11 protein-coding genes are annotated in these 12,585 nt (G+C 71.8%); 8 read left to right on the top strand and 3 right to left on the bottom strand.

Annotated elements, in window-relative coordinates; genetic code table 11:
- Window positions 1-130 precede the first annotated feature (130 nt).
- Window positions 131-1,414, top strand: coding sequence for a VWA domain-containing protein (locus O7631_RS08770; RefSeq protein WP_278143812.1), 1,284 nt, complete (start codon window positions 131-133; stop codon window positions 1,412-1,414).
- On the top strand, window positions 1,414-2,193 hold the full coding sequence (locus tag O7631_RS08765; RefSeq protein WP_278143811.1) for a peptidase: 780 nt from the start codon (window positions 1,414-1,416) through the stop codon (window positions 2,191-2,193). Before O7631_RS08770 ends, O7631_RS08765 begins: the two co-directional genes overlap by 1 nt.
- Window positions 2,194-2,242: 49 nt before the next feature.
- Here O7631_RS08765 and O7631_RS08760 read toward each other — a convergent pair whose 3' ends face one another.
- Window positions 2,243-2,512 (bottom strand): hypothetical protein, encoded by a 270-nt coding sequence (locus O7631_RS08760; protein WP_278143810.1) that lies wholly within the window; start codon window positions 2,510-2,512, stop codon window positions 2,243-2,245.
- Window positions 2,513-2,713: 201 nt separating this feature from the next.
- Between O7631_RS08760 and O7631_RS08755 the strand changes: the two genes are divergently transcribed.
- Entirely contained in the window at window positions 2,714-3,370 is a 657-nt protein-coding gene (locus O7631_RS08755) for a 4'-phosphopantetheinyl transferase superfamily protein (RefSeq protein ID WP_278143809.1), read from the top strand.
- A gap of 172 nt (window positions 3,371-3,542) precedes the next feature.
- Window positions 3,543-4,412 carry a hypothetical protein gene (locus O7631_RS08750; protein WP_278143808.1) on the top strand — a complete coding sequence of 290 codons (870 nt, stop codon included), beginning with the start codon at window positions 3,543-3,545 and terminating at the stop codon, window positions 4,410-4,412.
- A gap of 65 nt (window positions 4,413-4,477) precedes the next feature.
- On the opposite strand, the gene O7631_RS08745 is transcribed toward O7631_RS08750, so the two are convergent.
- Window positions 4,478-5,497, bottom strand: coding sequence for a hypothetical protein (locus O7631_RS08745; RefSeq protein ID WP_278143807.1), 1,020 nt, complete (start codon window positions 5,495-5,497; stop codon window positions 4,478-4,480).
- A gap of 107 nt (window positions 5,498-5,604) precedes the next feature.
- The gene (locus O7631_RS08740; RefSeq protein WP_278143806.1) at window positions 5,605-6,690 is read right to left on the bottom strand and encodes a Gfo/Idh/MocA family oxidoreductase; all 1,086 of its coding nucleotides are present in this window, start codon (window positions 6,688-6,690) and stop codon (window positions 5,605-5,607) included.
- Between the two features lie 176 nt (window positions 6,691-6,866).
- On the opposite strand from O7631_RS08740, the gene O7631_RS08735 reads away from it, so the two are divergent.
- The 4 genes from O7631_RS08735 to O7631_RS08720 all read left to right on the top strand — a co-directional run bounded on the left by O7631_RS08735 (window position 6,867) and on the right by O7631_RS08720 (window position 12,533).
- Window positions 6,867-7,718, top strand: coding sequence for an LLM class flavin-dependent oxidoreductase (locus O7631_RS08735; RefSeq protein ID WP_278143805.1), 852 nt, complete (start codon window positions 6,867-6,869; stop codon window positions 7,716-7,718).
- Window positions 7,715-8,140 carry a nucleoside deaminase gene (locus O7631_RS08730; protein ID WP_278143804.1) on the top strand — a complete coding sequence of 142 codons (426 nt, stop codon included), beginning with the start codon at window positions 7,715-7,717 and terminating at the stop codon, window positions 8,138-8,140. The genes O7631_RS08735 and O7631_RS08730 overlap by 4 nt, the downstream gene beginning before the upstream one ends.
- 172 nt (window positions 8,141-8,312) lie before the next feature.
- Window positions 8,313-9,161, top strand: coding sequence for a hypothetical protein (locus O7631_RS08725; protein WP_278143803.1), 849 nt, complete (start codon window positions 8,313-8,315; stop codon window positions 9,159-9,161).
- A 132-nt stretch (window positions 9,162-9,293) separates the two neighbouring features.
- On the top strand, window positions 9,294-12,533 hold the full coding sequence (locus tag O7631_RS08720; RefSeq protein ID WP_278143802.1) for a BTAD domain-containing putative transcriptional regulator: 3,240 nt from the start codon (window positions 9,294-9,296) through the stop codon (window positions 12,531-12,533).
- Window positions 12,534-12,585 lie beyond the last annotated feature (52 nt).

Genomic DNA, 12,585 nt, shown 5'->3' with positions numbered 1-12,585 from the left:
GTGACCTGACGTGGACCCAGAGCGCCGAATCGCCCGGTCAGGGGCGGTCGCCGACCCGGCCGGCGGCGCCGGATCTCGATCTTCGGCACCCAGACGATCATCCAAAGTGGATCTCACTACACTGCGGGCCGTGATCAACTTCAGACGATCGACGGCTGTCCTTCTCGGACTGCTGGCGACCACCGCGTTGGCCGGGCCCGCCCCGGCGTGGGCCGACGAGGAGCCGGCACCCGAACCACCCCGGGTCGAGCTGGTGCTGGACGTCAGCGGCTCGATGCGCGCCGCCGACATCGACGGACGCAGCCGGATCTCCGTCGCGCAACAGGCCTTCAACGACGTGGTGGACGCGCTGCCGGAGGAGACCCAGCTCGGCATCCGCGTGCTCGGCGCGACCTACCGCGGCAAGGACAAGAAGGTCGGCTGCCAGGACACCCAGCAGATCGTCCCGGTCGGCCCGGTGGACCGCACCGCGGCCAAGGCTGCGGTGGCGACACTACGGCCGACCGGGTTCACACCCGTCGGCCTCGCGCTGCGCTCCGCCGCACAGGACCTGGGCAGCGGGGCCACCACCCGACGAATCGTGCTGATCACCGACGGCGAGGACACCTGCGCCCCACCGGACCCGTGCGAGGTGGCCCGGGAGTTGGCCGCCCAGGGCACCAGCCTGGTCGTCGACACCCTCGGCCTGGCCCCCGACGAGAAGGTCCGTCGGCAGTTGCTCTGCATCGCCAGCGCGACCGGCGGCACCTACACCGCCGCGCAGAGCGCCGAGGAACTGACGGGCCGGATCAAACAGCTCGTCGAGCGGGCCGGCGACACGCACACCCGCGCCCCGACGGTGGTCGGCGGCGCGAACGCCTGCGACTCGGCCCCACTGCTCGCCCCCGGCGTCTACGCCGACCGGGAGGCGTTCTCCGAACACCGCTACTACCGGGTGCCGGTACGCCCCGGGCAGGAGCTGCGGGCGTCGGTGAGCATCGCGCTGGACCGACCCGTGAACCGGGACTACGGGGTGCTGCTGCGGGCCACCGCGGCGGACGGTCGGGAACTGGTCCGGGGCGCGGACGCCGGCAGCGGACGCGCCGACGTGCTCTCCGCCGGGCTGCGCTGGTCGGCCACCGCCGACGACGAGGACGCCGCGGAGACCGCGGAGAGTTCCGCTCCGGTCGTCGAACCCACCACCGTCTGCCTGGTGGTGAGCAACTCGTTCGCCCCTCGCCCCGGCACCGCGGCCACCCCGGGCATGCCGGTGGAGCTGACCATCGACGTGGTCGCCGCCGCGCCCGCTCCGGACGGACCGGACCTCGGTCGGGGCTGGGTGCTGCTCGCCCTGCTCACCGTCGCCGGGCTGATCACCGGCCTGGTCGTCGGACTGCTCACCCGCTGGTGGGTCGCCACCTGGAGGGAGAACTGATGCGTACCGCACTGTTCCGGTCACTGGCGGCGCTCGTCGCCGTCGGCGGGGCCGCCCTGGTCCCCGCCGCCGCCGTCGCCGCTCCGACCCCCTCGCCGGGCGCCACACCGGTGAACCGGGCCGGCACGTCGTTCCTCACCGCGACCCCGATCTCCGCCGGGCAGCCGGTGCGGGTGGACGCCTCGATCGGCGACCACCTCTACTGGGCGTTCTCGGCGACGGCCGGCCAGGTGCACGAGATCACCGCCACCGTCACCTTCCCGAAGGAACGCAGCGGCGCCTCCACCTGGACGGTCGACGTCTTCGACGGGCTGCGCCGCCGTCAGGCGTGCACCGCCGGGGCGCAGACCCCGACAGTGGACGCCAAGGCGTCCAGCGTGACGCTGGGCTGCACGTTGCGCGAGGTGCGACCGTGGGCGGAGCCCTGGTCGGCGGACCCGCTGCCCGGCTCGTACGTCATCCGACTCTCCGTGACCGACCTGCCGGAACCGGATCTCGGAGCACCTGTCGACGTGGACCTGCTGGTCGGCGAAGTCGCCGACCGGGGCGCGTCGGCCGACGACGGCGAGTTGGCCGCACCCCTGGTGCCGAACACCAAGGCGGGCACCGTGCTCAACGCCGTACCCGTGGCGGAGCCGGAGGCCGACGACGCCGACTCGCTCACGGACTGGTTGCCGGACCTCGGGTCGCGCTGGGTCTGGACCGGCGTCGGCGGCGTGCTCGCCGCGGTGGCCGGCGTGTTCGGCTTCGCGGTGACCCGGCGGCCCCGGCGTCGCTGAACCGGCCGGCCCCCCTGGTGGCCCCGCCCGCAGCGGGGCCACCAGGGGTTCAGGCGCGTCGGGAACGGCGTGGCAACCAGCCGATGAACCGGTCCTGGAGCGACATCACCGGCGCGGTTCGCAGATCCTCAGCGGCGGCGGCGAGACAGGAACCCAGGTAGACGCTGAGCATCGCCCGGTCACCCCCGTACTCCGCCAGTAGCCGGCTGCGCTTCGTCGCGCACGGCCACTCGTCACCGCAGGAGCCGCAGCTCCAGCAGGGGGTCTTCGGGGCATGATCGTCGACCCGCACCCCCGACCGTTCCGCACCATCGGTCATCGCACGTCCTTCCAGATGTCCACGGGGCTGGGCGACTACCGTGCCCGGCGCGTTGTTGATGGTGGTCCCCCCGGAGCCATCAGAGAGGGCGCTGCACGTCCCTCCGGTGTTACATCTTTGCGGTACCTTCTCCGGTCGTGGGAGTCGGAAATTTGACGCTTGACCGCATGCTCCACTACTACCAATCAGTAGGCCGACACCATGCGTGACATTTTTCCCTCGACCGTCGCCGTCGCCGTCGCCGGGCCGGACGACTGGCTCGGCGAGCTCCTCCCCGCCGAGCAGGCATGCCTCGGTGAACGGGCCGTGGAGACCCGTCGGCGGGACTTTGCCGCCGGCCGGTCCTGCGCCCGCCGGGCCATGACCGATCTCGGCCTGCCACCGGCCGCCGTGCCGGCCGCCGCCGACCGCTCGCCCATCTGGCCCGCCGGGGTGGTCGGCGCCATCACCCACACCACCGGCTACTGCGCCGCGGCGACCGCGCTCACCACCGACGTCCGGTCCGTCGGATTGGACGCCGAGCAACACCAGGAGATCAACCCGGGGGTACGCAGAATGGTGCTGCTGCCCGAGGAGGAGGCCCTCTGCGCGGGGCTGCCCGGCGGCACGTCCTGGCCGGTCGTCGTGTTCAGCGCGAAGGAGACCGTCTACAAGGTCTGGTATCCGGTCGTCGGAACGTGGTTGGGTTTCCTCGACGCCCAGCTCGACATCGACCCGGACGCCGGTACGTTCACCGCCCGCATCGCACCGGCCCGGCTGAACCAGGCGACGGTCGAGGATCCACCGGCCACCATCGCCGGCCGGTTCGCGGTCGCCGACGGGCTGGTCCGCACCTCGGCGGTGCTGCCGCTGCGCTGATCTTCCCGCGTCCACCATGGCCGATAACGATCGGCTGACGACCGTCCAGGTTGTCCGGCCCGACGGGACTCGGGCCCTGGGACGGGTTCGGCGCAACGACCGGGCGATTCACCACGCACGGTAGCGTCGGCAAGTTCCCCGAACCACACGTACCGAGGCGTCAAGGAGCACGGTGACCCACCCCCAGCCCTCCGCCGGGCCGCAGGACCTCCACCAGCCGAACCAGGAATCGCCGACGCAGCCGTCCTCGACGACACCGCCGCAGCCGGCCGGGGGCCCGGCGGTCCCGCAGACACCGCTGCCGCCCAGCCCGTGGTCGGCAGCGGGGAGCGCGTCGCAGCCGCCGTTCTCGGGTCCCGCGTACCCGGCGACCGGCGGAGGTCACCCGGTGGTCGGTGGCTCCGGCTATCCCCTCGCCGTCCCACCGCCGATGCCGGCGCAGGGGTCGAAGAAGACGGTAGTGGTCGTCGCGGTCAGCGCGGCGGTACTCACCCTGCTCGCCTGCGCCGGCGGCATCGTGGCCGTCGTCATCGGCGCCAATCGGGCCGCCACCAGCGTGACCGATGCGGGCCCCGCCCCCGGGGTCAGCCGAGGGGTGGCCCAGCCGCCGGCGAAGACGCCCTCGTCGGCGCCTCCGGCCGACGGCACCCGCAACATGTCGCCCGGCGACACCCTGGTCGTCGACGGCGACGAGGGCACCATCGAGATCACCGTCACGAAGTTCAGCACCGCCACCAAGCCCTGCAAGGCCTACGGTCTCAAGCCCGACGAGGGCATGTACGTGATCGCCGACGTGACGCTCACCGTGACGAAGGGCACCGCCTCGGCGAACCCTCTCTTCTTCAACTGGGTCGCCGCCGACGGCAGCCAGGCCAACGCGATCGCCGGGGCCTTTTCCGGCTGCGGCAAGCCGATGCCGTCCGCCGAGGAGCTGACCGCCGGCACCAGGCGCACCGGCAGCGTGGTCTTCGACGTCCACGACACCTCGGGAGTGCTGGAGTACCAGCCGATGTTCGAGACCGCGGGCTCCTGGAAGCCGTGATCCGTTGACGCGGTGTGGGGCCGACCCAGACGGGCCGGCCCCACACCGTTGCGCCTGTCGGAGTGTCAGCAGCCCGTCCAGCGAACCGGGCTCACCCGGTCGGCGAGAACGTTGCGGAACCCGACGATGGTCCCCGTGTCGGAGATGGACCGCGCACCGACGGCCACCCCCTCGCCGCCGCCGGGCAGGACCCGGGAGGTGGACCCCCGGCCGACGCGGTCACCACCGACCACGACCCCCTTGGCGTTGACGTCCGCCAGTGCGGGAATCTCCTGGTCGAGCAGAGTGTGCGAGCCGTTGCGGAGGTCCCACCGAACCTTCGCGCTGTTGCCGTCGAGCCAGGCCAGGCCGATCGCCCAGCGGCCCGCCGCCGCGCTGGCCGTGCTCCATTCGGCACCGGGGAACGTGAGCGCGTCGATCCGGCCGTTCGGCCGGCGGACCCAGCTGTTCCAGTCTCCGAAGGGCCCGGCGCTACCGACGATGGTCCCGTTGTCGGTGATCCCGCTCGCCAGGGCGTTGGCCGGGGCCTTGAGCACCTCGACAGTGCCCGGACGGGCGGCCGGCCACCGCAGGGCGACGGACTCCCCGGGCACGATGTCCGAGCCGTAGCCGACGATGTCGCCCGCGTCGTTGATGGCGCTGACGAAGATGCCGCTGGACGGCAGCACCGGCAGCTGCTCGATCCTGCCGTCGCGGTAGACCCACGGCTGCCCGATGCCGGTGCCCGGCGCCGAACCGTTGCCGATCACCACACCGTCGGCGTTGACGTCGACCGGGTCGGCCATTCCCGGCACCTCGACCTCGGTGACCTGCTGCCCGTCCCAGAACAACAGCAGGTACTGGTTGTCGACCTCGCCGACCCGCAGAGCCGTGCCGGCGACGTAACGACCCGTCGGGTCGATGACGTTCGCGTCGGCGCGGTAGGTGCCGGTCGGGTACGGCAGCGTACTGATCTTGCAGGTACGCGCCGCCGCAGCGCCGGGCGCGGCGCTCGCCGGGCCGCAGACAGCCATCCCGAGAGAGGTGACCAGCAGGGCGGTGGCGGCGGCGCCGGCGATCATCCTGCGTCGAGTGCTTCGAATCATCAGTGCTCCCCGTGTCGGCCCGGGTGCTCCGGGCGTCGGTCGATACGGGAACCACCGGCGAGCCGACCTCGCGGTTGCGGTGTGTCGGGGCAGGAACAGAGGCGAGACTACAGCGCCCAGGCCTCGGCGGTGGTGGTGACCGCCCGGCCGGTGCGGACGGACTCTCCGATGGCAAGGCTGATCAGGTGGTCCTGGCAGGCCTCGGCGAGCGGATACGGTGCCGGGCCCTCCTGTCGCGCCCAGGCACCGGTCCGGACGAGGAGATCGGCGACCGCGATGTCGTCGTCGGACATTCCACTGCCGACGAACGGGTTGCGATAGACCACGTCGCCGTCGAAGCTGATGTGCTTCAGGTCGAGCCCCTCCAGGTTGAGGTCGAGGCCGGTCTGCCGACGCACCAGCGACGACTCGACGGGCGTGGTCGGGTCGACCAGCCGGACGACCCGGTCGTCCACCAGCTCACCGCGCGACCCCCGCACCACCAGCCGGCGTCCGCGCAGCGGATTCCACCACTGGTTGTCGGTGAAGTCGTACAGACCCATCCGCCCACCGAAGTCGACGGTCGCCAGCGTGGTGGAGAGCTGCCGCGGAGTGTCGTCACCACTCCAGCCGGCCGGTGACAACGGGTCGGCCAGCGGCGCGGTGAAGGCACGCGCACTGACCTCGGCGGCATCGAACCCGACCCCGAGCAGGCCACGGATCAGCGAGACCGCGTGGTAGAGGTGCGTCGAGGAGATCTGCACCGAGGTCGGCTCGCCGAGAACCCCGGCGCGGACCAGCGCCAGACGGGCCGCGTGCCCGGGCATCAGCAGATACTGCTCGGCGACCTGCACCAGACCACTGCCGCCGACGTCGGCCCAGAGCGCGCGCAACCCCGCCAGGTCCGGCGCGGGCGGCGTCTCGGCGAGCACGGGTACGCCGGCAGCGACCAGCTCCCGGGTCACGTCGGGGGTCACCGGCCACGGCACCGACACGATGACGACGTCCGGTCGCTCGTGGGCGAGCAGCTCGGCCGTGGTGCGAAAGGTCGGCACGTCCCAGGCGGCAGCGACCTCGGCACCACGTGATTCGGTACGCGTCACCACCCCGGTCGCCCGCAGCCGCTGCGGCAGGAGTCGTGCCAGACGGAGGAAGAACTCACCCCGCCAGCCACTGCCGACGAGGCCGAACCGGGTCTGCGCGGTGGAATCCATGTGCGCTCCTCACGTCGAGACCCGGATGCTAGCCCCTCCGGGGGCGATGCTCCTCGCCACGGTTGCGGCGCTCCTCGCTACGGTTGCGGCCGTGACCGCCGATCCGCTCCGCGCACGGTGATCGCCGGCAGCCGTACCGGTTCCCAAGATGATCGACACTGACTAGCCTCGATCCCGTGCAGATTGGCGTGAACGTACCCAACTTCGCCCCCGGCACCGATCCCCAGGTGCTTCGGCAGTGGGCCCAGACAGTCGAGGGTCTCGGCTTCGACCTGCTGATGGTCTCCGACCACATCGCGGTGACCCCGGACGTGGCCGAGCAGTATCCAGCACCGTTCTACGAGCCGTTCACCACGCTGTCCTGGTTGGCAGGGGTGACCCACCGGGTCCGGCTCGGCACGACAGTGCTCATCGTCCCCTACCGGCATCCGCTGCTCACCGCCCGGATGGCGGCGAACCTCAACCGCCTCAGCGGGGGCCGGCTCGTCCTCGGCGTCGGCGTCGGCTGGGCCCGGCAGGAGTTCGAGGCGCTTGGAATTCCGTACCAACGGCGCGGCGCCCTCACCGACGAGTACCTACAAGCCATGCGCGACGCCTGGCGCAACACCGACGACTACGACACGGAACCCATCCCTCTCTGGGTCGGCGGCAACAGCGACGCCGGCATGCGTCGCGCCGTACGACTGGGAGACGCCTGGCATCCGCTACGACTCACGCCCGACAAGTTGACGGACGCGGCCGGACGCCTCGACGTCGTCGCCGCCGACCTGGGCCTTCCCAAGCCCGCGTTGATGCCGCGCATCGCCCTTCAGGAGACCCGCGAACCGGTCACCGACCCGGGCCGGCTCGCCGGCGTCGGCACCATCGAGCAGATCACCGCCGACCTCGACCGGATCCGCCTGCTCGGCGCGGAGACGGTGGTGCTCGACCCCTTCAACGACGACCTGAGCGAGATCCGCCAGCCCGAACGTGCCTGGCGAACTCTCGCGGCCGTGGCCGCGTACGCGAAGAACCAGGAGGACCGATGACGCCCGACGACGAACGACTTCTCCGCCGTGCCGTGCAGATCGCCGGCGAGGCCGGCGCATCCGGCGAACGGCCGTTCGGCTCGTTGCTCGCCGCCGCCGACGGCACCGTTCTGATCGAGGACCACAACACCGTGGTCTCCGACTCGGACATCACCGCCCACCCGGAACTGAAGCTGGCCCGGTGGGCCGCCCGGGAACTCGCCCCGGACGTGGCCGCCGGCACGACCATGTACACCAGCTGCCAGCCCTGCCCGATGTGCGCGACCGCGATCGACCGCTCCGGCCTCGGCCGGGTCGTGTACGCCCTGTCCTCCGAGCAGTTCGAGGAGGTCAAGCCGGCCACCCCGGCACTGCCTCCGGTGCGTTACGAAGGGCCGGCGCTGTTCGACGAGGCACGCCGCCCGATCGACGACCACTACTGATCGACCAAGGCGGCACGCTCCACTTTGGACGATTTGTCGCTCCGGCCAATCAAGCGTCCATACGTGCACTAATTGACCGACAGCAATCATCGGGCAGCCGCCCGCGCTGTCTCGTTTCTCAGAGAGCAACGGGGATGCAAGGATCCTTACGTAAGGCGCGCTCGCAGCCGCTTTGTCGATCGTCGGTGTGGCGGGTGGGTTGGCCCTGGCGGCACCCGCGCACGCGCAGATCGTCGAGTCCGGTTCGGTCTCCTTCAGCGACGATCCCGGCGACTACATCACCGGCGGTGACTCCTACTCGTACTCCACCGACGGCGGCGACCAACTCACGACGAACGGCTCGGTCGACAACAGCCGCGTGTCGGTCAGCATCAGCGGCTACAACGGCGACTGGTGGTCCGTGAACTTCGACGCGCCCGGCAGCGCGGCGCTGGCTCCGGGCACCTACGAGGCAGCGACCCGTTACCCGTTCAACGGGGCCGGCCCCGGCCTCGACCTGTCCGGCAACGGGCGCGGCTGCAACGAGCTCACCGGCACCTTCACGGTCATCAACGCGGTGTTCGGCCCCAACGGCTACGCGCAGACCTTCGACGCCACCTTCGAGCAGCACTGTGAAAGCGGGACGGCAGCCGCCCGCGGCGAGGTGCACATCGCCAACCCGCCGCCGCCCCAGCAGCTGGAGCTCGAACTCGCCGTGGCGACCGATGGCATCGCCCACCGGGTGAACGGCAACGCGGTCCTGCACGGCACGGTGACCTGCAACGTGCCCGCCTCCGTGACGATGGACGGCATGGTCACCCAGGTCGTCAAGAAGGTGATCGTTCGCGGCAGCTTCTCCACCGACGTCACCTGCACCCCCGGCAGCCCGACCCCCTGGACGGCCCAAGCCGTCCCGGGCGGCACCACCCGGTTCGCCAAGGGCCTGGCCGAGGCCGTCACCGAGGCCAGCGGCTACGACACGGAGTACGACGAGTACGTCAGGGTGAGCGACACCACGATGGTGAAGCTCACCCGATCCTGACCCGTCGACGCCTGGCGGCCGGCACAGCCCGGCCGCCAGGCGCACGGTCGCCGGATACCGCGGCGGCGGCCCTCTGAGTCGCCATCCGGTCCGTTCGCGCGATGGGCGGTTTCTGATCTACGGTCCACTTCCATGGTGGTGAGCGGTACGCAGGTCAGTCTGCTGGGCCCGGTCGGGCTGACCGTGGCGGGACGGCCGGTCGAGTTGACCGGCAGGCAGCAGGCGTTGCTCGGCGTACTGATCCTGGAGGCCAATCACGTCGTGTCCGTACAACGGATCACCGACCGGATTTGGGGAGATGATCCGCCCGTCTCCGCCGCCGCCAGGGTGCGAGCCCTGGTGGCGGAGCTTCGTCGGGCCTGTGGGCCGCAGGGTGCGACGTTGGTCGAGACCAGAAGCCCGGGTTACCTGTTGCGGGTGGGTGACGGGGAGTTGGACGCGGCGTTGTTCGTCGAACGGGTGGAGTCGGCGCGCCGGGCGGCGTTCGAGGGTCGTCCGGCGGAGGCCGTCGCCGACTACGACGCGGCGTTGACCCTGTGGCGGGGTGCGCCGCTGGCCGGACTACGAGGGCCGCATGTCGAGGCCGAGGCGGTACGGCTCACGGAACACCGGACGGCGGCCCTGGAGGGACGCGCCGAGGCCATGCTGGCACTGGGTCGGCTGCACGAGGCCGTGGCCGAGCTGACCCGGCTGGTCGCGGAGGACCCGCTACGGGAGAGATCCCAACGGCTGCTGATGCTCGCACTGCATTCGGGTGGCCGGGCGGCCGAGGCGTTGAAGGTGTACCGCGACTTCCGCACCCGCCTGATTGCGGAGCTCGGGTTGGAGCCCAGCGAGGAGTTGCGGAGTCTGCACCAACGCGTACTGGCGGGCACGTTGGAGCCGGCCGGTCCGTTCCCGCCGGAATCGGCGCGGATTCCTCGGCAGTTGCCCGCCGACATCGGACGGTTCGTCGGCCGGGAGGCGGAGCTGAAGCAGCTCGACTGGTTGGCCTCGGGGGCGGAGCGGATCGTGCTGGTGGTCGGTCCCGCCGGCATGGGGAAGACCGCCCTGGCGGTGCGCTGGGCCCACCGGGCCGCCGACGACTTCCCCGACGGCCAACTGTTCCTCGGCATGCGCGGCTTCGACCCGGGGCAGCGGATGTCCCCCAACGAGGCACTGCCGCTGCTGCTCCAGGCCCTCGGGCAGGCCCCCCGGGACATCCCGGCGGACCTTCAGGCCCAGGTGGCGCTCTACCGGTCACTGCTCGCGGACCGACGCGTCCTGTTGGTGCTCGACAACGTCGCGACCGCGGACCAGGTCCGGCCGATCCTGCCCGGCGGTGCCGGCTGCCTGGTCGTGGTGACCAGCCGGGACCGTCTCGGCGGCCTGGTGGCGCGAGAGGGAGCGAGCCGGCTCGTCGTGGCGGCGCTCGAGCCGCAGGAGGCGCAGGCAGTGCTCGCACACGGGGCCGGTACCGAACGACTGCGGGCGGAGCCGGAGGCCGCGGCGCGGCTGGCGGCGCAGTGTGGCCACATGCCGTTGGCCCTCTCGATCGCCGGGGCGCGACTGGCCGAGCAGCGCTGCCACACGGTCGGCGACTACGTCGCGGAGCTGGCCGACCGGGGCAGGCTGGGTCGGCTCCGGGTCGACGGCGACGAACACACGGCGGTGCGCTCCACACTGGACCTCTCCTACCAGGCGTTGCCCGCGCCGGCCCGCCGGATGTTCCGGCTGATGTCGCTGGCTCGGAGCGGCGGTCTGGCCAGCGCCTCGGCGGCGGCGCTGGCCGGGGTGGACTGCGGCGAGGCGGAGGAGTTGTTGGACAGCGTCGCCCGGGTGCACCTGGTGACCGAGGTCGGCGTCAACCGGTTCGCCGCCCACGACCTGCTGCTCGAGTACGCCGCGGAGCGGGTTGCCGAGGAGGACTCCCCGACCGAGCGGCGACAGGCCGTACGGCGACTGATGGCGTACTACCTCTACTCGGCTGTGGAAACGGCACGAGCGGGCGGCTTCTATCTGATCTCGTCCCCGCCGGACACGGTCCCGCCCCACGTCACGCCGGAGTCCTTCCGGGACAGGTCCCACGCGCTGGCCTGGCTCGACGAGACGTGGGAGGAGATCACTGCCGCGGTACACCTCTCGGCCGACCTCGACTCCAGGCCGATGGCCTGCCTGTTGGTGATCGCCCTTCAGGACTATCTCCACCACTTCCGGCCCCTGGCCGAGTCGGTGCGGATGGCGACCATCGGGTTGGCGGCGGCCCAACGCGCCGGCGACCTGGGCGGCCAGGCCGCGATGAGACTGTCGCTCGGCCACGCCAACTGGCGGATGACGAGGCTGGTCGCGGGCCGGGCGGAGTACGAACGGGCCCTGGCGCTCGCCCGGCGGGCCAACTGGCGGCGCGGCGAGGCGGACGCGCTGCGCGGCATCGGCGTCACCCTGAAGCAGCTGGGCAGGCCACGGCAGGCTCTGGCCCGGTATCGCCGGTCGATCCGGATCGACAATTCGTTGGACAACGCACGCGGTGAGTCGTCGGGGCTGAACAACCTCGCCTCGGCCCATCTCGCCCTCGGCCGACTCGGCCCGGCCCAGCGATGCCTCACCGCCTCCCTTCCGTTGGCCGAACGGATCGGAGACCTGAACATGCAGTCGATCGTCCTGGTGAACCTCGGGCTCGTCCGGCAGGAACGGGGACACCTGGCGGCGGCGTTGCACTGGCTGGAGCGCTCCCTGGCGGTCGCCCGGGGCGCCGGTCTGCCCTACGGCGAGGCGATCAGCTTCGAGGCTGTCGGTCGGGTGCACAACGACGCGGGCCGCTGGTCGCTGGCGGCCGACGCACACCGCGCGGCGCTACGCGGCGCCTGCCAGGCGGAGAACCTCAACTGCCAGGTCGATGCGCTGATCGGACTTGCGGAGTCGGCGACGGGAGAGGGCCGGATCGAGGCCGCGCTGGGGCGGCTGGCGGCGGCCGTCACCATCACCGACCGCACCGGCCACCACGCCGGCCGGGTCGAGTCGCTGGTCGGGCTGGCCCGGGTGACTCTGGCCGGCGGTCAGCCGGGCCAGGCGCGCGAACACGCGACCGAGGCGCTCGGCCTCGCCGCTCAGGGCAGCCCGTTGGTGTTGGGCAAGGCGTACGCGACCCTGGGGGCCACTCTCGTGGCACTGGGCGAGGGACCCGCGGCCGTCGCCGCGTGCCGACACGCCCTGCGGGTCTTCCGGCGGACCGGGCAGTCGCTCGGGTACGCCAACGCGCTGGTCCCGCTCGGGCGGGCGTACCGACTCACCGGTGCCGAGCGGGCCTCCCGCTCGGTGTGGGTCCGGGCGCACCGACACTTCGTCGAACTCGACATTCCACGTCAGGCGGAGACCGCCGCGCTGCTCGGCTGACACGAGAATCGGGCGTCCTGTCGAGGACTGCCGACGGCGCCATGCGCGATCG

This window comes from Micromonospora sp. WMMD967, from assembly GCF_029626165.1.
GTDB classification, from domain to species: Bacteria; Actinomycetota; Actinomycetes; order Mycobacteriales; family Micromonosporaceae; genus Micromonospora; species Micromonospora taraxaci.
Note: the sequence above shows the minus strand (reverse complement) of the source record. Positions and strands in the feature narration are given on the sequence as shown.